Here is a 20,020-nt window from a genome sequence, read left to right as displayed (position 1 = left end):
GGGATGCGGCGAGAGACGGCTGTGGTGCTCGGCGGCAGCGTGGCGGGGCTGTGCGCCGCGGGAGCGCTCGCGAAGCACTACGACAAGGTGATCGTCCTGGAGCGCGACCGGCTCCCGCCGGGCGCCGAGCACCGCCGCGGCGTACCGCAGAGCAAGCACCCGCACTTCCTCCTCAACTCCGGCCGCCGCGCGATCGACGCGATCTTCCCCGGGTTCGAGGAGGCGCTGATCGCCGCCGGCGGACTGCACCTCATGCCGTCGATGGACGCGGCCTACTGCGAGAACGACGGCTGGGCCCCGCGCAAGTCCGGATCGATGACGATGGTCTACAGCTCCCGGGTGCTCATCGAGCGGGTGCTGCGCGAGAAGATCCGCGAGCTGCCGGCCATCGAGATCCGCGAGGGCGCGACCGTCACCGGGCTCCGCTCCACGGAGGCCGGCACCGCGCGAGGCCGCGTCGAGGGGGTCGAGTACCGCACCGCCGGCGGCGAAGAGCCGTACCTGGCCGCCGACCTGGTCGTCGACGCATTGGGCCGTGGCTCGTCCGTCGCCGACTGGCTCAGCGGAGCCGGCTGGTCCGCGCCACCGGAGAAGACCCTCGACGCCAAGGTCACCTACACCTCGCGGTGGTACGACCTGCCCTCCGCCGACCGGCGCCCGGCGTCGTGGTGGTGGAAGCACCTGGTCGTCACCCCGACCCAGGACACAGGCGACCACCCCGACGAGCACGATTTCCTCAGCAACTTCTTCCCGATCGAGGGCGACCGGGCCATCGTGTGCATGGGGTCGTGGGGCATCGAGATGCCGCGCAAGGCCGACGCGTTCGAGGCCGGGGCTGACCGTGTCCGGGCCGCGGCCTTCGGCCGGGCGACCCGCGCCTGCACCCCGACCTCCGAGGTGCACCTGACCCGCGCGACCGGGAACAAGTGGCGCCGCTTCGACCTGCTCGACGTGCCCCCGATCGGGCTGGTCTGCGTCGGCGACTCGATCTGCGCCTTCAACCCGTTCTACGCCCAGGGGATGAGCTCGGCCGCCCGCTCCGCGCTCATCCTCGGCGAACTGCTGCGCGACCGCGACGCCGGCGGCCTCGCCTTCTTCCGCGAGTTCCTCGACCGGCAGAAGAAGTCCCTCGACGTGCCCTGGATGCTGGCGATGGCCCGCGACCAGGCCTACGACTTCGCGACCGGGACCGAGATCGCGCCCGCCTGGCGCCGCAGGATGGCGGCGCGCCTGAGCTGGCCGATCTTCAACGCCATCAACGCCGCGAGCCGCGAGGACGCCTACGTCGAGCGGACGTTCGCGCAGGTGTTCAACCTCGACAGGTCGCTCAGGGAGATGGCCGCCGATCCGCGGTTCTGGTTCGGCATCGCGCGCTACAAGCTGCGTCAGCGGCTCGGCCGCACGGTCGTGCCCGGCGGGTTCGACGACCGGCAGGACCCGCCCGGCACGGACTACACCGGCTACACCGGCCCCGCGAGCGGGTCGTCCACCGGAGCCGGCCGCGGCGGCGACCGCGTCGGCGCCTGACCCGGGAAGCGAGCGATGGACCACACCTGTGACTCGGCGGCCGAGCGCGTCGCCGAAGGACTCGGCTTCTCCTGCCACGACGCGAACCCGATCGTGACCTTCCGCGACCCGTTCGGCCTCGAGAACGGCACCATGCTCGTCCTCGAACTGCTCATCGTCGGCGGCGCGGTGTTCGCCCTCGTCCACGCGTGGCGGCGGTGGAGGCGCGACGGCGACCCCGTCAACATCTCGCTGTGGTTCGCCTCGGTCGTCTACCTCGCCGTGATCGAGCCGCCGCTGTACTTCCCGGGCTGGTTCGGCCTGGAGGAGCACGTCGGTTTCATCTTCTCCCACAACGTGTTCACCGTGCAGTTCATGTACGACCGGCTGCCGCTCTACATCGTGGCCTTCTATCCCGCGCTGTCGCAGCTCGCCTACGAGATCGTCCGGTCCCTGGGCGTCTTCGCGCGGCGCGGGCCGCTGGTCGGCTCGGTGGCGGTCGCGTTCGCCTGCCAGGTCTTCTACGAGATCTTCGACCACCTCGGCCCCCAGCTGAAGTGGTGGGCGTGGAACCCCGGCAACGAGATGATCAACCAGCCGGCGCTCGCCTCGGTGCCGATGAACAGCATGCTCCTGTTCGCCTCGGTCTCCTTCGGCGCGATGACCTACCTCGTGGTCCGCCTGGTCGGACCGGAGGACGGCCGCGCCGCGTTCACCGGCCCGCGGATCGCCTGGCGCACCGCCGTCGCCGGCGCCGTGACGCCGCTGGCGATGATCATCGTGAGCGCGCCCAGCGGCGCCTTCCGCGGCGAGGACCGGCTCGGAATCCAGCGGGCCGTCCTCGGCGCCGAACTCGCCGTGGTCTGGATCGCCGGCCTCTGCCTGCTCGTGGACGCCTGGCGTGCGGTGCGCGCCGACGCGGCGGCCCCGGCGGCGGCGTCGCCGCTGTTCGCGCGGACCTACCCGGCGGCATACCTCGCCGTCCACGTCGTCCTGTGGCTGATCGCGCTGCCGGCGTACTTCGCGTCGGCCGACGGCGTCACCGAGGAGGGCACACCGGTCGGCAGCCTGTGGTACGCCGCGCTCTGCGCGGCCGCCGCGACCGCGTTCATCCTGGTCACGCTCCGCGCGACGAGGTCACGACCGGCCGCGCGGCCTGTGGGATCCTAGGGCCATGTCGCACCACGGCTGGGGAGGCCGGCCTCCCGCGTCCAATGCCGAGGCCCGGCAGCGCATCATCGACGCGACCGCCCGCTGCCTCGACAGGCACGGCGTCGCGAAGACGACCCTGTCCGACGTCGCCGGCGAGCTCGGCGTCACCCGCCAGACCGTCTACCGCCACTTCGACCGGATCAGCGACATCATCGGCGAGGTGGCGGCCCAGGGCGCGGAGTCGTTCGTCGACCGGCTCGTCGCCCACCTCCAGGGGATCGCCGATCCGGCCGAGGCCGTGGTCGAGGGCATGGTCTTCTGCGTGCGGACGATCCCGACCGAGCCGCAGCTGAGCCTGCTGCTGCAGCTCGGGGACTCCGGCGCCTTCGGCCGCGGGATCACCACCGGCGACGCCATCGCCTACGGCGCCCAGATGCTGAAGCGCTACCCCGTCGACTGGGAGGCCGCCGGCGTCGGCGAGGACGACCTCAACGGCCTCGCCGAGATCATCATGCGGCTGCTGGCGTCGTTGCTGCAGCACCCGGGCGAGCCCCCTCAGGAGGACGCCGACCTCCGCGCCCTCCTCCACCGCTGGCTGGCCCCGGCATTGCGCCGGCCATCGGTCTCCGTCCACGGCTGAGCGCGCCTCCGGCCAGGGTCAGGTCACGTCCGGGCCCTGCCAGAACGGGTCCCGGCCGATGAAGCCCAGCAGTCTGGCCTGGACGTCCGCATCGCCGGGCACCTCCACGCGGGGGCCGTACTGGCCGGAGGAGCGGAGGACCTCCTCCATCTCCTCCATCCCGCCGAGGAGCTGGGCGCAGAAGCCGGGGTCCAGCCGGTCGTCCTGGCCGGTGGCCCTGGACAGATCCCAGGTGTGCATGAACACGTCGGCGGTGTAGAACCGGTCGATCGCCGCGTCCAGGGGCAGGGTGCCGAGGTGCGGGTTCGTGAGTTTCCGGTCCGCGGTCTCCGGATCGTCCAGCACCGCCTGCACCGCGTCGCAGTGAACCTGCCACGCGGCGACCGGATCCTCGTCCACCGACGGTCCGCGGGACAGTTCGATGCCGGCGCCGGAGGCCAGGAACGCGGGGAACCACTCGGTCAGGTGACGCACGACGTCGCGGGCGGTCCAGTCGGCCACCGGGGACGGCGCGTCCCAGGACCGGGCGCCGCGGACCCGGTCCGTGAACAGCCCGGCGATCCGCCGGTGCCGCTCGGCCGGGCGGTCAGACAGAGCCATCGGCGAGCATCCTCTCCAGCTTGGCGTAGCCCTCGTTGACACCGGTCTCCATGCCGCTGCGCAGCCACGCGTCGCGGACGTCGATGCTGTCGACCAGCGACTGCGCCCGCAGCCGCGTACGGCCCTCGCCCAGGTCCTCGAACCACAGCGTCTCCAGCGCGACGTCGTCGGGCATGCCCTCGAACGTGAAGGTCTGCACGATACGGTCCGGCCGGACCTCGTGGAAGCAGCCGTGGAACCCGTACTCCGTGCCGTCGTGCACCGAGACGTACCGCCAGCTGCCGCCGGTACGGGCGTCCCAGTGGTCGATCCGGACGGTCGTGGCGTCGGGCCCCACCCACCGGGCGTACAGCGCCGGGTCGGTGTGGGCCCGGAACAGCTGCTCGGGCGTCGCCGCGAAGTCACGCGCCATCCGGATGACCGGCAGCGCCGGGTCCGCTTCGATGACCGTCTCCGTGATCTTGTGCATGCTCGTCTCCCCTCATCTCCGCCAGGACGGCGTCCAGGCGGCGGTAGCGCTGCTCGACGCGGGTCCGGTGGCGCTCGATCCAGGTGTCCATCAGGTCGAGGGCATGGACCTCCAGGCGCACCGGCCGAGGCTGCGGCCCCGGCGGCCGGCTGACGAGCCCGGCGTCCTCGAGCACCCGCAAGTGCTTGTAGACGGCCTGCAGCGACATCCGGTACGGCTCGGCCAGCCGGCTCACCGTCGCCTCGCCCTCCGAGAGCCGGGCGACCATGTCGCGCCGGGTCGGATCCGCGAGAGCGGCGAAGACTCGGGACAGCGCGTCCGCGGTCATCGCCCCTCCGGTTCTCAACTCAACGGCAGTTTTCAACTCAACGGTTGAAACAAGCGTAGGCCGCGACTCACCGACCCGTCAACCGCACGGTTGAAAGGGCTGCGTTTCGTGGGGTGGTGGACCCGTTCGTCAGGTCGCGTCGCGCAGGTAGGGGGTGAGCAGCTCGTGGCCGAGCCGCTGCGCCGAAGCCTCGGCCAGGCCGTCCTCGATCATCCGGCTGAGCGTGTAGACGATCGACTGGACGAGCTCGCCCGTCCGCACGGGATCGGGCGCGCCGTGCTCCGTCAGGGCCGTGCGGAGCGGGGACGCCAGGTCGTCGTGGAGCAGCCGGCTCGACTTCGCCAGCGTGTCGGTGCGGCTGGTCGCGGCCAGTGCCCGTGCCAGCGCGTGATCGCCGCGGGCCACGAGGTGGAGGTTCGCGTCGACGTAGGCGAGCACCCGTTCGCCGGGCGTGCACGCCTTCTCCATCCGCTCCCGGACGTACGCCGCCCACCGCGGGAACGTGTCGACGATCAGGGCGTCGAGCAGGTCGTCCCGCGACGTGAAGTACGAGTACACGCTGGAGCGCGCGAGCCCGGCCCGGCGCGCGACGTCCGCCAGGCTCGGCGCCCGCTCGGTGTCCTCCGCGTTCTCGGCGAGCAGGTCGCGGGCCGCGTCCAGCAGTGCGGCCCGCTGGGCGGCCCGGTGCTCGGCGACGGTCGCCGCCCGGATCCTCGGCACGCGCCCCCCTTTCGTCGTCTCGGCGGCCGCCGCCCCCGCGCACGCGGGCGGCGGGCCCGCGCTAGGCGGCCCCGGTGAGGCGGCCGTCGATCATTTCATGCACCGTGTCGCAGTGTTCCAGGACGTCATGGTCGTGGGTGACCATGACGGTCGCCACGGACCGCCGCCGCGTCTCGGCCGCGAGCAGCCGGACGACGTCGTGGCTGCGCGCCCGGTCGAGGGCCGCCGTGGGCTCGTCGACCAGCAGGACGCTCGGGGCGGTCGCGAGGGCCCGCGCGATGCCGACCCGCTGCCGCTCCCCGCCCGACAGCTGGTGCGGGTACCGGTTCTTCTTGTCCGCCATGCCCACGTCGGCGAGGAGTTCGAGCGGGTCCCGGCCGGCCCGCGTGCGCCGCGGCCGGAACCGGTTCGGAAGCCGGAGCTGGTCCGCGGCCGTCAGCGCCGGGATCAGGTTGCCGGACTGGAACACGAACCCGATGTGCTCGCGGCGCAGCGCGGCCCGTCCGCGCCGGCCGGCCGCCGTCATGTCGTGCCCGGCCACCATGACGGTGCCGCCGTCCGGCCGGGCCAACCCGCCCGCGACCGCGAGCAGGCTCGACTTGCCCGCGCCGGACGGGCCGACGATCGCGACCAGCCGGCCGGGCGCCACGGCGAGGGAGACGTCGTCGAGGGCCTGCACGATCTCGTCGCCGTCGCCGTGCCGCAGATGGACGCCGTCCAGGACGAGCCCCGCGTTGCCGGGCACGTCCGCGCGGGCGCGCGTCTCCTCGTCCGGCGTGCTCCTGCCGATCATCGGTTTCCTCCGAGTGCGGTGGCGGGGTCGATCGAGGCGATCCGGGCGACGGCGGCGCCGGCCCCGGCGAGTCCGAGGACGATGAGCCCGGCGGCGGCCGCCGCCACGTTCGGCGCGCTGAGCGCGAACGGGACGCCGCCGCCGGTCATGAGCGCGCCGAGCGCGACGCCGATCGCCGCGCCGACCGCGACGGCCGCGAGGAGGAGGATGAACGCCTGCGTCAACGCGTCCCGCAGCACCCACCCTCCGGACGCGCCCATGGCGCGCAGCACGGCGACCTCGTGCCTGCGCTGGATCGCCCAGACGGCGAAGAAGGCGCCCGCGACCAGCGCCGAGATCGCATAGAGGAAGCCCTGGATGAGCTGGAGGGTGGTCGTCTCGGCCGTGTAGCCGGGGGACGCGCCGAAGGACTCGTCGATCGTGAGGCTCTCGGTGCCGGCGGCGCGGTCCCCGGCGGCGAGGTCGACCGTCGCGCCGGGCTCCGCCTGCACCGCCACCGCGGTGATGTCGCGGGTGGCGTGCTCGGGCATCGGGTCGTCCGGGCCCACCCCCGCCTTGAGGCGCTGCCAGGTCGCGAGCGGCACATAACCGATGTCGACGTGCCCGAAGGTGTCCTGCCGCCCGGTGGAGCCGACGATCCGCAGCCGCGTCCCGAGCCGGTCGACGGTGATCGTGTCGCCGACCCGGAGCCCGGCGTCGAGGGCCGTCGCGCTCACGACGACGCCGTCGGGCTCGTTCAGCCGGGCTCCCTCGTCCACCTGGGGGGCCAAGAAGGAGTCGGGCCGCACCCCGAACAGCGCGAGGTCGATCTCGGTGCCCCTTTGCCCCTCGGTGTTGACGAGCAGGTTGCCGTAGGGGGCCGCGTCCGCGACGCCCGGACGGTCCCGCCACTTCTCGACCGCGGACACGTCCACGACGCTCCGGGAGAAGGCCGCGTCGTGCTGGACGTCCCGTTCGAACGCGAACGAGGTCACGGGAATGTTCTGCAGGCCGGACACTCCGTCCTTGACCAGCCCCTCCGACAGCCCGGACAGCATGACCATGAGGACCGAGATCAGGGCGATGACGGCCCCCATCAGCCCGAACCGGACCCGGGCGAAGCGCAGTTCGCGTAGTGCCAGGAACATCAGGGCGCCCCCGGACCGCTTATCGACATCATGTCGCCAAGATATCAACACCATGTCGGCAAACCGTCCGGGGGCCGCCTAAACAGGGATCTTCGTCACCCGCATCATCACTGTCGGTCGGTGAGCTCGAATCCCTCGTAGCCGGTGGCGGCGACCTCGTCGCACTTCTGGCGATACAGCCCGACGCCGGCGGGGTAGGGCATGAACACCCGGGGCTTGCCGGGCACGTTCGAGCCCATGTACCAGGAGTCGGCGGCCGGGTAGAGCGTCGCCTGCGCGACGTCGTCGACGTGCCGGGTCCAGGCGTCCTCGGCCTCGGCGGTCGCCTCCATCGCCTGCTTGCCCCGGGCTCGCATCGCGGCGATCGCGTCGCCCACCCACTCCACGTGCTGCTCGATCGAGACGGTCATGTTGGAGAGCACCGACGGGCTGCCGGGGCCGGTGATCGTGAACAGGTTGGGGAACCCGGCCACCGCGATCCCCAGATAGGTGCGCGGCCCCTCCGCCCACTTCTCGGCGAGCCGGACCCCGTCGCGCCCGCGGATGTCGACGGCCATGAGCGCGCCGGTCATCGCGTCGAACCCCGTCGCGAACACGAGCGCGTCGAAGGCGAATTCGTCCTCCGTCGTGCGGATGCCGGCGGGCGTGATCTCCACGAGAGGTGTCCTGCGGACATTGACGAGGCTCACGTTAGGCCGGTTGAACGTCTCGTAGTAGTTCGTGCCCAGACAGGGGCGTTTGGCGCCCAGCGGATGGTCCCTGGGCTGCAACTCCTCGGCGACCTCGGGATCGTCGACGACCTCGGCGATCCGGTCGCGGACGAATTGCGCGATGGTGTCGTTGGACTCCTTGTTGATGATCAGGTCGTTGTAGCCGCTGAGCAGGCTGACGAGACTGTTGTCCTCGTCGTACCAGACTCTGCGGTAGTAGCCGTCGCGCTCTTCGTCCGACACCTCCATCGCACCTTTGGTCGCCTCGGGGAACGCGACACCGAATCCGGACTCGCGGTTCGCCCTGCGCATTTCGGCGTGGCGCGCCTTCGCCGACCGCCGGTCTTCCGGATCGAGCGGATGGTTGTTCGCGGGTATCACGAAATTGGGCGTCCGCTGGAACACCGTCAATTGTGCGGCCTGCTCGGCGATAAGCGGAATGACCTGCACTCCCGAGGACGCCGTACCGATCACCGCGACCCGTTTCCCCGTGAAGTCCACGCCCTCCTCGGGCCAGTGCGCCGTGTGGTACCAGTGGCCGCGGTAGCCCTCCAGCCCGGGTATCTCCGGCAGCTTGGACGTCGACAGGCAGCCGGTCGCCATGATCAGGTATCGGGCCGACACCCGTCCGCCACGGTCGGTGCGCACGTGCCAGCGCTCGGCGCCCTCATCGAACACGGCCTCGGTCACCCGGGTCCGGAGCCGGATGTGCGGACGCAGGTCGAAGCGGTCGGCGACGTGCTCGATGTATCTGAGCAGTTCCTCCTGAGCAGGGTACTTCTCGGTCCACTCCCATTCCTGCGCCAGTTCCGGATCGAACGAGTAGGCGTAATCCATGCTCTTCACGTCGACGCGCGCCCCGGGATAGCGGTTCGAGAACCACGTGCCGCCGACGCCCTCACCCCTGTCGTAGACCTGCACAGACAGGCCGAGCCCACGCAGCTTGTGCAGCATGTACAGGCCGGACAGTCCGGCACCGACCACGACCGCGTCGACTTCACGCGGGTTCTGCTCGGCGACCTGCTGCGGATGCGGTGACGCCTGGGTCATCCTTGGATTTCCTCTCGAGAGTCCGACGGGTGACACATTCAGCAACCAGAAGCATGAATGCTATCTCCGGGACAGGGCGAGAAGGGTCACTTCCAGTGGCCTGAAGTCACACGGTCACGCCATGTGATAAACGCACCGCAGTCTTTTGAGGCAGCGAATGATTTCCTTCACGCCCTCCCGGACGGTCGGAACGTCGCACATGCCGCAGGATCCGTGCGGCGGCGGCCGCGTAGGCCACTCCGCCCGCCAGGGAGGCGAGGAGGGCCAGGAACCGGGAATGGCCCTCCAGCAGCGGATAGATCTGCCAGTGGACGAGGTAGATGTACAGCGATGCACCGGCGAGCATCCCGGCGAGCCGGTTGAACAGGGCGGTGCTCGGCAGTGCGGGAACCCAGATCAGCAGTGCCACACCGCCCATCACGATGATCTCCCGCAGCGTTTCGCCCGACCCGAAGTAGCCGGGGACGGTGGCGAGCGCGGTCACGGTCACCAGCGACCGCCGCGCGGTGGTGGCCGCCTTCGCCGCGGCCCACCCCAGGGGGAACATCCACAGTGCGGTGATCGCGTCCGGGAGGTCCGAAAGGCCGAAGAAGTCGTAGCGGACGACCAGGGCGGCCGACAGCAGCGCGAGGGGGAAGCCGAAGGGGGCGCGGCGTTCGGACCGGTCGAGGGCCGGGACGCTCAGCCACGCGGCCATCGCGAGCAGGATGTAGACGATGACCTCGATGAACCAGTAGTTGCTGTCGTACCCGAACGCGCTCTTCAGTAGCAGGACGTCCACGAGGTGATAGTCGGCGGTGAGGAGTGCCGCGGCCACGAGCCAGATGACGCTCGGCACGGCGATCCGGTTGAGGGCGCCGAGGACGTGCCGGCGGCGTTCGCCGCGTCCGTGCGACGTGAGGTGGAACCGGGCGAAGTTGAAGCCCGCCACCGCGAGCAGGATGTGCGCCCCGCCCCGGACGGTGAAGATCGAGATGTGCGATCCGGCGATGAGGACGATCGCGACGGCGCGCAGCAGGATGCCGGTCTCCAGGGTCCGCAGCCGGGAGCGCCCGGCCGGGCGCCGCAGGTCGCGGATGGGGCGGATGGGCCAGTCGGCGGGCAGCGTCCCGAGCGCGTCCTCCAGCTTCAGCGACATCTCGACGTAGGAGAGCGAGTCGCCGCCGAGGTCCACGAAGCTGTCGTCCTCGGTCACGTCGGTCCGGTCGAGGATCCGCGCGTACAGGCCGACCAGGTCCGTGGCCGGCACCGGTCCGGGACGCGCCGGCACCGGTCCGGGACGCGCCGGCACCGGTCCGGGACGCGCCGGTGCCGGCCCGGGACGCGCCGGCACCGGCCCGGGACGCGCTATCCGCAGCACGGCCGGGCGGTCGGGCTTGCCCGTCGGATGCCGGGGCAGCTCGGACACCGGGTGCACGCTGATCATCCGGGCGGGCAGGCCGCATTCGGCCGCGACGAGCCGCCTGACGTGCGGGACGTCGGCGCCACCGGTCACGGCGACGGCCAGGCCCTCGTCGTCGCCCGTGCAGAGCGCGGCCAGGCCGTGCCGGGCGAGCGTCGCCTCGATGCGCTGCGGGTCGATGCGCAGGCCGTAGATCTTCAGGAACCGGCCGTGCCGCCCCACCACCTCGTACAGGCCGCCCGGGAGGATCCGGGCGACGTCGCCGGTGTGCAGTTCGCCGACGGTCCGGCCGAGGGCGAGGTCGGCGGGGCCGTGGGCGTAGCCGAGCATGACGTTGGGACCCGAGTACACCAGTTCGCCCGTGTCGGCGTCCGGCCGGCCGGGCAGCGGTTCGAGCCGGAAGGAGCCGCCCGGGATGGGCACGCCGACGGCCTGGGGGTGGGACGCCGCGAGGTCGGGCGGAAGAAACGCCATTCGGGCGGTCGCCTCTGTCTGCCCGTACATGACGACCAGGTCCCAGCCGCGCCGCCGCCCGAGGTCCGCGTAGCGCGCGACGCGGTCGGGTGCCAGCCGCCCGCCGGCCTGGGTGACGTACCGCAGATGCGGGAGCCGCATGTCGGCGAAGCCCACCCGGTCGAGCAGGTCGAAGGTGTAGGGCACGCCCGCCAGCGTCGTCCCGCGCGCGTCGCGGAACAGCGTCCAGAACCGGTCGTCGGTCACCGAACGGTCGGTGAGGATCAGTCCGGCGCCGCGCAGCAGATGGCTGTTGATGACGGACAGGCCGTAGCAGTAGTACATCGGCAGGGTGGTGGCGGCGCGGTCGCCCTCCCGGATGTCCAGGTACTCGGCGATGGACGCCGCGTTCGCCTGCAGGTTCTCCTGAGAGAGCCGGACGAGCTTCGGCGCGCCCGTCGAACCGGAGGTGCTGAGCAGCAGCGCCAGTTCGGGGTGCAGCGTGTGCGCGGAGGCGGGGCGGCGTTCGTCGAGCGTCCCGTCCGGGAAGGCCACGACGTCCGGGTCGTACAGGTCGACCAGGGACGAGAGGGAGCGGTCGTGCGGGACCAGCAGGACGGGATGCCCTCCTGCCAGCGCCGCCAGATAGACGACCAGGGCGTCCACCGTGTTGGCCCCGGCGAGCAGCACCAGCCGGCGTTCGGTGCCGAGCCGGTCGGCGGTGGCCGCGGTCCGCGCCGCCAGTTCCCGGTAGGACAGCGTCCCCTCTGCGGTGACGACGGCCGGCCGGTCCGCATGATCGGCCAGGTCACGGGCGAAGGGGACCGGATGGGACTTCAGGTGGGGGTGCCTCACAGGCGCATCTTAAGTAAGGCTAACCTATGTTTCGACACCGCCCCCGAAACGGCATCACGAGGTTGGCCCATGCGATACCCCCTGCGACGTTTCACCGCCGTGCTCGCCTTCGCGGCCGTCTTCCTGCCGATGGGAGCGGCCTGCGGCCTGGGATCCGACGCCGGCCTGATCATCTACTCCGGCCGCAACGAAGGCCTCGTCAAGCCGCTGCTGGAAAAGCTGGAGGACGCGGTCGGCACCGACGTCGAGGTCCGGTACGGCGCCAGCGCCGAACTGTCCGCGCAGATCCTTGAGGAGGGCGACGGCACCAAGGCCGACCTGTTCTTCTCCCAGGACGCCGGAGCGCTCGGCGCCCTCGCGAAGGAGGGGCGCCTGGCCAAGCTGCCCCAGCCGTCCCTCGACAAGGTCGCGGCGCAGTTCCGCTCCGGCGCGGGCGACTGGGTGGGGCTCTCCGGCCGGGTCCGCGTGATCGCCTACAACCCGAATCTCGTCGCCAAGGCGCCCGACAGCGTCCGCGACCTCGTCAGGCCGGAATGGAAGGGCAAGATCGCCTACGCGCCGACCAACGCGTCCTTCCAGGCGTTCGTCACCGGCATGCGGGTCCTGGACGGCGACGACGCCACCCGCAAGTGGCTGGAGGGCCTCAAGGCCAACGGCGTGAAGGCGTACGACAACAACATCGCCGTGCTGGACGCGGTGAACGCCGGCCAGATCGGCCTGGGACTGATCAACCACTACTACTGGTACGAGAGGGTCGCGGAGAAGGGTGAGAGCAGTGTCACCGCCAAGCTCCACTACCTTCCCGGCGCCGACCCCGGTGCGCTGATCAACGTGGCGGGTGCGGGCGTGCTGAAGGGCGCCGCGCACCCCGCGGCCGCGCAGAAGGCCATCGACTTCCTGCTCTCCAAGGAGGCGCAGACCTACTTCAGCGACGAGACGAAGGAGTACCCGCTGGCGTCCGGGGTCACCAGCAGCACCCCCGGCCTGCCGCCGCTGGACTCGCTGAAGGCGCCCGAGATCGACCTCGGCGAACTGGAGTCACTTCAGGAGACTCTGAAGATGCTCCGGGAAGCCGGCATGGTCTGACCGGATGACCACGGCCCGCGCACCCCGCGCACCCCGCGCACCCCGCGCACCCCGCGCACCCCGCGCACCCCGCGCACCTTGGGTGCTCCTCGCCCCGGCCTCCCTGGCCGGGGCACTGGCCTTGCTGCCGCTCGGCTATCTCGCCGTGCGGGCGCTGGAGCGCGGCTTCGGATTCGCCTGGAGCGTCGTCACCACCGAGGGCACCGCGCTGCTGCTCGCCAGGAGCCTGGCGCTGGCCGCCGCGGTGGTCCTGGCGTGCCTGCTCCTGGGGGTCTCGCTGGCGTGGCTGACCGTCCGGACGGAGTTGCCCGGCGCCCGCGCCTGGTCGATCGTCGTGACGCTGCCGCTGGCCGTGCCCAGCTATGTGGCGGCGTTCGCGTGGCTGTCGGCCCTTCCGGGACTCGCCGGGTTCGCCGGGTCGGCGGTGTCGCTCACGCTGGTCAGCTACCCGTACGTGTACCTGCCGGTCGCCGCCGCGCTGCGCGGCATCGACCCGGCGCAGGAGGAGGCGTCCCGGTCGCTCGGGCTCGGGCCGGGCCGGACGTTCTTCCGCGTCACCCTCCCGCAGCTCCGCCCCGCCGCGGCAGGCGGCGGGCTGCTGGTCGCGTTGTACGTGCTGTCGGACTTCGGCGCGGTGTCGCTGATGCGGTACGACACGTTCACCCGCGGCATCTACACGTCCTACCAGGCCAGTTTCGACCGCACCCCGGCGGCGGCGCTGAGCGTCGTGCTTGTGGTGATGACGGTGGCGCTGGTCGCGCTGGAGACCCGCACCCGCGGACGCCGCGGGCACGCCAGGACCGGGACCGGCACGGCCCGCCCGGCGGTGCCGCTGCGCCTCGGCCGCTGGACGGCCCCGTCGCTGGGCTGGTGCGCGGCCGTCGCCGCGGCGGCCGTCGTGTTCCCGCTGGCCACGCTCGCGTACTGGCTGGCGACGGGAAACCGCTCCACCTGGGACCCGGCCGCACTGGTGAACACCGCCGGGGTCACCCTCGGCGTGGCCGCCGCCGGAGCCGCGCTCACCACCGTCCTCGCCCTGCCCGTCGGCGTCGTCGCCGCCCGCCACCGGGGGCGGCTCCCGGCCCTGCTGGAGCAGGCCGCCTACGCCGGGCACGCTCTGCCCGGCATCACCGTCGCCCTGGCGATGGTGTTCTTCGCCGTCCGGTACGCGAACCCGCTGTACCAGGAACTGCCGCTTCTGGTCTGCGCCTACGCGGTGCTGTTCCTGCCGCTCGCCGTCGCCGCGACCCGCGCCGCCGTCCTCCAGTCCCCGCCGGTGCTGGAGGACGTCGCCCGCTCTCTCGGCCGCGGCCCGCTGCGGGTCCTGCGGTCGGTCACCGTTCCGCTGGCCGCACCCGGCATCGCCGCAGGCGCGGCGCTCACGTTCGTGGTCTGCATGAAGGAACTGCCGGCGACCCTTCTGCTGCGTCCCACCGGGATGGACACCCTCGCCACCCGGCTGTGGACGGAGACCGGTGTCGCCTCCTACGCCGACGCCGCGCCGTACGCGGCCGCGCTGATACTGCTCGCGGCCGTCCCCTCGTACCTTCTCGGAAGGCGCACATGAACGATCTGGAGATCGAGGGCCTGACCAAGGCGTACGGCCCGGACAGCACCGTCCTGGACGGGCTCGGCCTCACCGTCCCCGGCGGCTCGCTGGCCGCCGTCCTCGGCCCCTCGGGCTGCGGGAAGACCACCCTGCTGCGCATCATCGCGGGCTTCCTCCGCGCGGACTCCGGGACCGTCACCGTGGGCGGGCGCCTCCTCACCGGCCCCGGGACGCACGTCCCGCCGGAGCGGCGCCGCATCGGCATCGTGCCGCAGGAGGGCGCACTGTTCCCGCATCTGAGCGTGGCCCGCAACGTCGCCTTCGGTGTGGCCGACCGGGCCGCACGCCGCCGGCGGACCGAGGAGATGCTCGAACTCGTGGGGCTGGCCGGGTACGGCGACCGGATGCCGCACGAGCTGTCCGGCGGGCAGCAGCAGCGGATCGCGCTGGCCCGCGCGCTGGCGCCCGAACCTGCGCTCGTGCTGCTCGACGAACCGTTCAACGCGCTGGACAGCGCGCTGCGCGCCGGGGTGCGGGCCGACGTCCGAGCCGCCCTGCGCGCCACGGGCGCGACCGCCCTGCTCGTGACCCACGACCAGCAGGAGGCGCTGTCGATCGCCGACCTGGTGGCCGTCGTCCACAACGGGCGGGTCGCGCAGTGCGGTCCGTCCCATGACGTCTACAGCAACCCCGCCGATCCGTGGGTGGCGGGATTCGTCGGTGACGCCGTTCTCCTTCCGGGGGACGCCGCGAACGGGACCGCGAAGACCCCCTTGGGCCCGGTCGAGCTGCGCGCCTGCGACGAGGCCGTCCAGGGGACCGTGATCCTGCGGCCCGAGCAGCTGCGGCTCACCGACCCCGGCGGCGCCGTGCCCGGCGGGAGGGTGACCGACGTCCGCTTCTACGGCCACGACGCCATGATCACCATCGATGTCGAGGGCCTCGACACGCCGGTCGACGTCCGCGTCGACGGGCATGTGCGCCTGCGTCCCGGCGACCGCACCGGCGTCCGCGTCACCGGCCGGGCCGCCTTCCACCCGGCGCCGCCCGGCGGCGGCGAGGTCCGGGTGTAGTCCCGGTCTCGGGTGTCGCTGACCGCCCGCGGAGCCGGGCAGGTCGTGCGGTCATTTCACGGCGACGCCGCCGTAGACCCAGGCGCCGCCGCTCGCCGCGGCCTCCTCCTCGTCGGAGTGCCACCGGTTGACCTTGACCAGGCCCGGTTCGATGAGGGTGAGGCCGTTGAACAGGCGCAGGATCTGGTCGTGCTCGCGGAAGACCATGGGCGCCGAGGCGTTCTCGTAGGCGGTCTCGATGATCTCGACGAGATCGGCGGGACGGTCGTCGAGGGTGCTGTGGGAGATGACGAGGTGGCTGCCGGGGGCCATCCGGTCGGTGAAGGCGCCGACGATGCCCGCGGGATCCTCGGCCTCGGTGACGAAGTGCAGCATGGCGTTGAAGATGACGCCGACCGGGCGGTCGAAGTCGATGAGGCGGGCCACGGCGTCGGAGGCGAAGACGGTCTCGGGGGCGCGCATGTCGGCCTGGAGCGCGGCGGTGCGGTCGTCGGCGGCCAGCAGGGCGCGGGCATGCACGATGACGATCGGGTCGATGTCCACGTAGACGACGTGGGCGTCCGGGTGGACGCGCTGGGCGATCTCGTGGACGTTGCCTTGGTTGGGCAGTCCCGCACCGAGGTCGATGAACTGGTCGATGCCCCGCTCGGCGATATGGGCGATGGCGCGGCCGAGGAAGCGGCGGTTCGCGCGCAGGGCCTCGACGCCGTCCGGGATGGAGGCGATGAGGTGGCCCGCGAGCTCGCGGTCGGCGGCGAAGTTGTCCTTCCCGCCGAGCACGTAGTCGTACATGCGAGCCACGTTCGGGGTGTTCGGGTCGATCCCCTGCGGCACGTCTGGCTGTTGCGACACCCGTGGTTCCCGTCTGCCGTTGGCACAAGCCGTCAAAAATGATCTTAGATGGTGACATCGGGCAAAAGTAGTGATCTGCGGTGTTCGCTGTGCCACGATGGCGCTGATCACCGCCCGGCGCATGGAGCGCGAATGGAATTCAGCCTCAACGGCAAGCCCGTCGACGTCGGCATCGAGCCCGAGGAGACCGTGGCGCGGGTGCTGCGGGAGCGGATGGGGCTGACCGGGACCAAGGTCGCCTGCGGAACGGGCGTGTGCGGCACCTGCACCGTTCTGGTGGACGGGCGCACGGCGGCGAGCTGCCTGATGCCGGCCGGGGCGGTGGCGGACCGCGAGATCACGACCGTGGAGGGTCTCGGCGGCGACCATCCGGTGCAGCGGGCCTTCGCCGAGCACGACGCGCTGCAGTGCGGCTACTGCACGCCGGGCTTCGTCGTGGAGGCGGCGGCGTTCATGGACCGGTGGCGGGCCGAGCACGGCACGGCCGAGCCGTCCCGCGGGCAGATCGCCGAGGCCCTGGCGGGTCACCTGTGCCGCTGCGGAGCGTACGCCGGCATCTACGAGGCGGTCGCGGCGGCGTGCGCGGGCAAGCACGACGGTGACGAACACGGCGAACACGGCGAACACGGCGAACACGGCGAGGGCACGGTGACGCCGGTACGCGTGGAGGCACTCAGCAAGATCACGGGCGCGGCGCGGTACACGGCGGACGTCGTCCTGGAGGGGCAGTTCGAGGGCGTGATCGTGCGGTCGCCGCACCCGCACGCGAAGGTCGGCGAGATCCGGCACGACGGTCCGCTGGTCGAGATGCTGCCGCCGGACCGCATCGTCCGGTACGCGGGCCAGCCGGTGGCCGCGGTCGCCGCGCCCACCAGGGCGGAGGCGCTCGCGGCCGCGGCGCGGGTCGAGGTCGGCTACACGGTCCTGCCCGCGGTGCTGTCGCCGGAGGACGAGACCGTCGTCTATCCGACCGGGGAGTCCCGCAAGGGAGCTCCGCGCGCCAACGAAGGCCCGCTCGCGTCCGCCAAGTGGAACGGCAACGTACGCGGGCCCGCCGCCATGAGCTGGCGCGGCCGCACGGCCGTGAAGCGCATCGAAAAGGCCCGCGACGGCGACGGCCAGACCCTGGTGGAGACCACCTTCACCACCGCCGTACAGGCCCACACCTGCATGGAGCCGCACGGCTGCGTGGCCCGATGGGAGGGCGGTGATCTGCATCTGCACCTGTCCACCCAGGCCGTGACCCGCGTCGCCGCACAGGCCGCCAAGCGCTGGAAGCTCCGCCCGGAGCAGGTCCACGTCGTGGCCGAGCATGTGGGCGGCGGTTTCGGGTCCAAGGTCAACGTCACCTCCGACGTGGTCGCGGCCGTGGAACTGTCCCGCCTGCACGGCGTGCCGGTCCGGGTCGTCCTCAGCAGGCCGGAGGAGCTCGTCGACGGCGGCACCCGCCCCGGGGTGCGCATCGAGCTGGCCCTCCTCGCCGACGCCGACGGCGGGCTGTCGGCCTTCACGATGGACGCCCACGGCGACTCCGGCGTCTCCATCGGGTCCAACGCGGCCTGGCACTCGCGGTTCTTCTACGGCAACGCGCCCCGCCGGATCCGCGACTACGACCACATCACCAACCGCGCCCCCGGCATACCTTTCCGCGGCCCCGGCCTGCCGCCGATGCTGTGGGCGCTGGAACAAGGCGTGGACGAGGTGGCGCTGCGCCGCGGCGAGGACCCCATCGCCCTGCGCCGCCGCTGGGACGGCAACGCCAAGCGCCACGCACTGTACGACCGGGCCGCGGCCCTGCCCATGTGGCGCGACCGCGCGGATCCCGGTGACGGCCGTCTCCGCCGCGGCGTGGGCGTCGCCGCCGCCAACTACATGTACTTCCTCGACCCGGGCACCAAGGTCTCGCTGACGGTCGAGCAGGGCGCCGTGGTCGCCCGCATCGCCACCCAGGACATCGGGACCGGCAGCCGCTCGGTGATCGCCGAGGTGGTGCGGTCCGCGCTCGACCTGCGGCCCGGCCAGGTGCGCGTCGAACTCGGCAACAGTGACCACGCCTATGGGCCGACGTCCGCCAGCAGCTGCTCCACCCCCTCCATCGCCCCGGCGGCCCAGGACGCGGCGCGCCGCCTCCGCAAGGCCCTCGGCGCCCGCTCCCTCGGAGAGGCGGAGGGGCTCCAGGTCGTCGGCCGGCGTCCCCGGGACCGCCGCGGATACGTCACGCCCTTCGCTCTGGACCACTTCGCCATCGGCCGGGGCTTCTCGGGAGCCGTCGTCGTCACCGAGGTCGAGGTGGACACCCTGCTCGGCCGCGTCAGGCCCACCCGCGTCTGGAGCGGGGTGGCCGCCGGCCACATCTACGCCCCCCGGCTGGCCCGCAACCAGTGCGAGGGCGGAATCATCCAGGGCATCGGCTACGCCCTGTTCGAGCAGCGCCACGACGACCCGGCCACCGGCACCGTCCTCACCGCGAACCTGGAGGATTACCGCATCCCCGGTATCGCCGACACTCCGGAGATCGACCTGTACTTCCACACCGAGGGCTGGGACCACGTGCCCGGCCGCGGCATCGGCCTGGGCGAGATCTGCACCATGGCGGTCGCCGCCTCGATCGGCAACGCCGTCAGACACGCCACCGGCCGGCGCCCGCACGACCTGCCCATCCGGCCCGACCTGCTGCTGGAGGGGATCGGCACGTGACCGCCATCGAGGCCGCCGCCAGAGCCGTCCGCGACACCGGCGGCGAGTTGCGCGCCGGCGGCACCGACGTCATGACCCGGGCGACCCGCCCCCCGGTCGACCTGCTCGGCATCCCCGGCCTGCGCGGCATCGCCTGGCGACCGGACGGCTCGGCCCGCATCGGCGCCCTCACCACCATCGCCGACCTGCTCGCCGACGACCGCCTGACCGCCGCCTATCCCGCGCTCGCCGCCACGGCCGCCGCCATCGCCACCCCGCAGATCCGCAACGTCGCCACCGTCGGCGGCAACCTCCTCCAGCGCAACCGCTGCTGGTACCTGCGCACTCCCGGCCTCACGTGCCACCAGACGGGAGGCGACACCTGCCCGGCGCGCGAGGGCGCCCACCTGTACTCGGCCGTCATCGACCAGGGCCCCTGCATCGCCCCCCACCCCTCCACACTCGCCGCGGCCCTCCTCACCTACGCCGCGACCGCCGACGTCCACGGCCGATCCCCGCTGGACATCGCCGAACTGTACGGGGACGGCGGCGACCCGACACGCGACCATCGCCTGGAGCCCGCCGAGATCCTCCAGGCCGTCCTCATGCCCGCGCCCACGCCGGCCGAACGAGCCGCCTACCGCCGCGCCACCGCCCGCGAGATGGCGGACTGGCCCCTGGCCGAAGCGGTCGCCCGCCTCACCCTCGACGGCGACACCATCACCTCCGCCGCCGTAGCCGTGGGCGGGGTGGCCCGCACACCCCTCCTCCTTCCCGAAGTGGCCGAAGCCCTGCTCGGCGAGCCCGCCACCGAGGAGACCGCGGCCGCCGCCGCGGACCTGGCGACCGCCCGCTGCGACCCCCTGCTCCAGAACGCCTACAAGGTGGCCCTCCTCCGCGCCACCCTGATCGACACCCTCACCGCCTGCGCGGCTCCGCCTCCTTCACCCTGACCGGCGCGCGGCCGGAAGGCGCGAGA

At 72.3% G+C, this 20,020-nt stretch carries 17 protein-coding genes; 8 read left to right on the top strand and 9 right to left on the bottom strand.

Translation table 11 applies throughout. The annotated features are described in order from the left end of the window. Nucleotides 1-3: 3 nt before the first annotated feature. From ACGFK0_RS19095 to ACGFK0_RS19085, 3 genes are read left to right on the top strand one after another with little or no spacing between them, the layout of a single operon-like run. Entirely contained in the window at nucleotides 4-1,527 is a 1,524-nt protein-coding gene (locus ACGFK0_RS19095; RefSeq protein WP_392906367.1) for an NAD(P)/FAD-dependent oxidoreductase, read from the top strand. A 15-nt stretch (nucleotides 1,528-1,542) separates the two neighbouring features. Further along, entirely contained in the window at nucleotides 1,543-2,676 is a 1,134-nt protein-coding gene (locus ACGFK0_RS19090; RefSeq protein ID WP_392906365.1) for a hypothetical protein, read from the top strand. Between the two features lie 4 nt (nucleotides 2,677-2,680). Further along, nucleotides 2,681-3,298, top strand: a complete 618-nt coding sequence (locus ACGFK0_RS19085) for a TetR/AcrR family transcriptional regulator (protein ID WP_392906363.1) — start codon at nucleotides 2,681-2,683, stop codon at nucleotides 3,296-3,298. A gap of 18 nt (nucleotides 3,299-3,316) precedes the next feature. Here the strand turns inward: ACGFK0_RS19085 and ACGFK0_RS19080 are convergent, their stop codons facing one another. The 8 genes from ACGFK0_RS19080 to ACGFK0_RS19045 form a co-directional block, all read right to left on the bottom strand. Continuing rightward, on the bottom strand, nucleotides 3,317-3,898 hold the full coding sequence (locus tag ACGFK0_RS19080) for a TIGR03086 family metal-binding protein (protein WP_392906361.1): 582 nt from the start codon (nucleotides 3,896-3,898) through the stop codon (nucleotides 3,317-3,319). Beyond that, nucleotides 3,885-4,367, bottom strand: coding sequence for an SRPBCC family protein (locus tag ACGFK0_RS19075; RefSeq protein ID WP_392906359.1), 483 nt, complete (start codon nucleotides 4,365-4,367; stop codon nucleotides 3,885-3,887). Before ACGFK0_RS19075 ends, ACGFK0_RS19080 begins: the two co-directional genes overlap by 14 nt. Further along, on the bottom strand, nucleotides 4,300-4,695 hold the full coding sequence (locus tag ACGFK0_RS19070; protein ID WP_392906358.1) for an ArsR/SmtB family transcription factor: 396 nt from the start codon (nucleotides 4,693-4,695) through the stop codon (nucleotides 4,300-4,302). The genes ACGFK0_RS19075 and ACGFK0_RS19070 overlap by 68 nt, the downstream gene beginning before the upstream one ends. 129 nt (nucleotides 4,696-4,824) lie before the next feature. Next, entirely contained in the window at nucleotides 4,825-5,415 is a 591-nt protein-coding gene (locus tag ACGFK0_RS19065; protein ID WP_392906357.1) for a TetR/AcrR family transcriptional regulator, read from the bottom strand. A gap of 61 nt (nucleotides 5,416-5,476) precedes the next feature. Further along, complete coding sequence (locus ACGFK0_RS19060) at nucleotides 5,477-6,208, bottom strand: ABC transporter ATP-binding protein (RefSeq protein WP_392906356.1); 732 nt, start codon at nucleotides 6,206-6,208, stop codon at nucleotides 5,477-5,479. Next, nucleotides 6,205-7,335 carry an FtsX-like permease family protein gene (locus ACGFK0_RS19055; RefSeq protein WP_392906355.1) on the bottom strand — a complete coding sequence of 377 codons (1,131 nt, stop codon included), beginning with the start codon at nucleotides 7,333-7,335 and terminating at the stop codon, nucleotides 6,205-6,207. Before ACGFK0_RS19055 ends, ACGFK0_RS19060 begins: the two co-directional genes overlap by 4 nt. Nucleotides 7,336-7,442: 107 nt before the next feature. Next, nucleotides 7,443-9,095, bottom strand: a complete 1,653-nt coding sequence (locus ACGFK0_RS19050) for a flavin-containing monooxygenase (RefSeq protein ID WP_392906354.1) — start codon at nucleotides 9,093-9,095, stop codon at nucleotides 7,443-7,445. 106 nt (nucleotides 9,096-9,201) lie between these two features. Then, nucleotides 9,202-11,805: an AMP-binding protein gene (locus tag ACGFK0_RS19045; RefSeq protein ID WP_392906353.1), complete on the bottom strand. Its 2,604-nt coding sequence runs from the start codon at nucleotides 11,803-11,805 to the stop codon at nucleotides 9,202-9,204. A gap of 69 nt (nucleotides 11,806-11,874) precedes the next feature. Between ACGFK0_RS19045 and ACGFK0_RS19040 the strand changes: the two genes are divergently transcribed. The 3 genes from ACGFK0_RS19040 to ACGFK0_RS19030 are packed head-to-tail and all read left to right on the top strand — an operon-like array spanning nucleotide 11,875 to nucleotide 15,513. Continuing rightward, nucleotides 11,875-12,891, top strand: a complete 1,017-nt coding sequence (locus tag ACGFK0_RS19040) for an iron ABC transporter substrate-binding protein (protein ID WP_392906351.1) — start codon at nucleotides 11,875-11,877, stop codon at nucleotides 12,889-12,891. A gap of 4 nt (nucleotides 12,892-12,895) precedes the next feature. Continuing rightward, nucleotides 12,896-14,458, top strand: coding sequence for an ABC transporter permease (locus ACGFK0_RS19035; RefSeq protein WP_392906349.1), 1,563 nt, complete (start codon nucleotides 12,896-12,898; stop codon nucleotides 14,456-14,458). Further along, nucleotides 14,455-15,513: an ABC transporter ATP-binding protein gene (locus ACGFK0_RS19030; RefSeq protein ID WP_392906348.1), complete on the top strand. Its 1,059-nt coding sequence runs from the start codon at nucleotides 14,455-14,457 to the stop codon at nucleotides 15,511-15,513. Before ACGFK0_RS19035 ends, ACGFK0_RS19030 begins: the two co-directional genes overlap by 4 nt. Before the next feature lie 51 nt (nucleotides 15,514-15,564). Here the strand turns inward: ACGFK0_RS19030 and ACGFK0_RS19025 are convergent, their stop codons facing one another. After that, nucleotides 15,565-16,365 carry an SAM-dependent methyltransferase gene (locus ACGFK0_RS19025; RefSeq protein ID WP_392906346.1) on the bottom strand — a complete coding sequence of 267 codons (801 nt, stop codon included), beginning with the start codon at nucleotides 16,363-16,365 and terminating at the stop codon, nucleotides 15,565-15,567. A 132-nt stretch (nucleotides 16,366-16,497) separates the two neighbouring features. Between ACGFK0_RS19025 and ACGFK0_RS19020 the strand changes: the two genes are divergently transcribed. Both ACGFK0_RS19020 and ACGFK0_RS19015 read left to right on the top strand, forming a co-directional pair. Continuing rightward, a complete protein-coding gene (locus tag ACGFK0_RS19020) occupies nucleotides 16,498-19,062 on the top strand; it encodes a molybdopterin-dependent oxidoreductase (protein ID WP_392906344.1) in 2,565 nt (854 codons plus the stop codon). After that, nucleotides 19,059-19,994, top strand: a complete 936-nt coding sequence (locus ACGFK0_RS19015; RefSeq protein WP_392906343.1) for an FAD binding domain-containing protein — start codon at nucleotides 19,059-19,061, stop codon at nucleotides 19,992-19,994. Before ACGFK0_RS19020 ends, ACGFK0_RS19015 begins: the two co-directional genes overlap by 4 nt. Nucleotides 19,995-20,020 lie beyond the last annotated feature (26 nt).

The organism is Spirillospora sp. NPDC048823, from assembly GCF_043198445.1.
In the GTDB taxonomy this organism is placed as follows: Bacteria; Actinomycetota; Actinomycetes; order Streptosporangiales; family Streptosporangiaceae; genus Spirillospora.
The sequence above is the reverse complement of the archived record's forward strand: the minus strand, read 5'-3'. Positions and strand labels throughout refer to the sequence as shown.

Bases quoted from the DNA above. Each gene is read 5' to 3' on its own strand.
- ACGFK0_RS19095 (WP_392906367.1), top strand. From the start codon at position 4: ATGCGGCGAGAGACGGCTGTGGTGCTCGGCGGCAGCGTGGCGGGGCTG.
- ACGFK0_RS19090 (WP_392906365.1), top strand. From the start codon at position 1,543: ATGGACCACACCTGTGACTCGGCGGCCGAGCGCGTCGCCGAAGGACTC.
- ACGFK0_RS19085 (WP_392906363.1), top strand. From the start codon at position 2,681: ATGTCGCACCACGGCTGGGGAGGCCGGCCTCCCGCGTCCAATGCCGAG.
- ACGFK0_RS19080 (WP_392906361.1), bottom strand. From the start codon at position 3,898: ATGGCTCTGTCTGACCGCCCGGCCGAGCGGCACCGGCGGATCGCCGGG.
- ACGFK0_RS19075 (WP_392906359.1), bottom strand. From the start codon at position 4,367: ATGCACAAGATCACGGAGACGGTCATCGAAGCGGACCCGGCGCTGCCG.
- ACGFK0_RS19070 (WP_392906358.1), bottom strand. From the start codon at position 4,695: ATGACCGCGGACGCGCTGTCCCGAGTCTTCGCCGCTCTCGCGGATCCG.
- ACGFK0_RS19060 (WP_392906356.1), bottom strand. From the start codon at position 6,208: ATGATCGGCAGGAGCACGCCGGACGAGGAGACGCGCGCCCGCGCGGAC.
- ACGFK0_RS19055 (WP_392906355.1), bottom strand. From the start codon at position 7,335: ATGTTCCTGGCACTACGCGAACTGCGCTTCGCCCGGGTCCGGTTCGGG.
- ACGFK0_RS19050 (WP_392906354.1), bottom strand. From the start codon at position 9,095: ATGACCCAGGCGTCACCGCATCCGCAGCAGGTCGCCGAGCAGAACCCG.
- ACGFK0_RS19040 (WP_392906351.1), top strand. From the start codon at position 11,875: ATGCGATACCCCCTGCGACGTTTCACCGCCGTGCTCGCCTTCGCGGCC.
- ACGFK0_RS19035 (WP_392906349.1), top strand. From the start codon at position 12,896: ATGACCACGGCCCGCGCACCCCGCGCACCCCGCGCACCCCGCGCACCC.
- ACGFK0_RS19030 (WP_392906348.1), top strand. From the start codon at position 14,455: ATGAACGATCTGGAGATCGAGGGCCTGACCAAGGCGTACGGCCCGGAC.
- ACGFK0_RS19020 (WP_392906344.1), top strand. From the start codon at position 16,498: ATGGAATTCAGCCTCAACGGCAAGCCCGTCGACGTCGGCATCGAGCCC.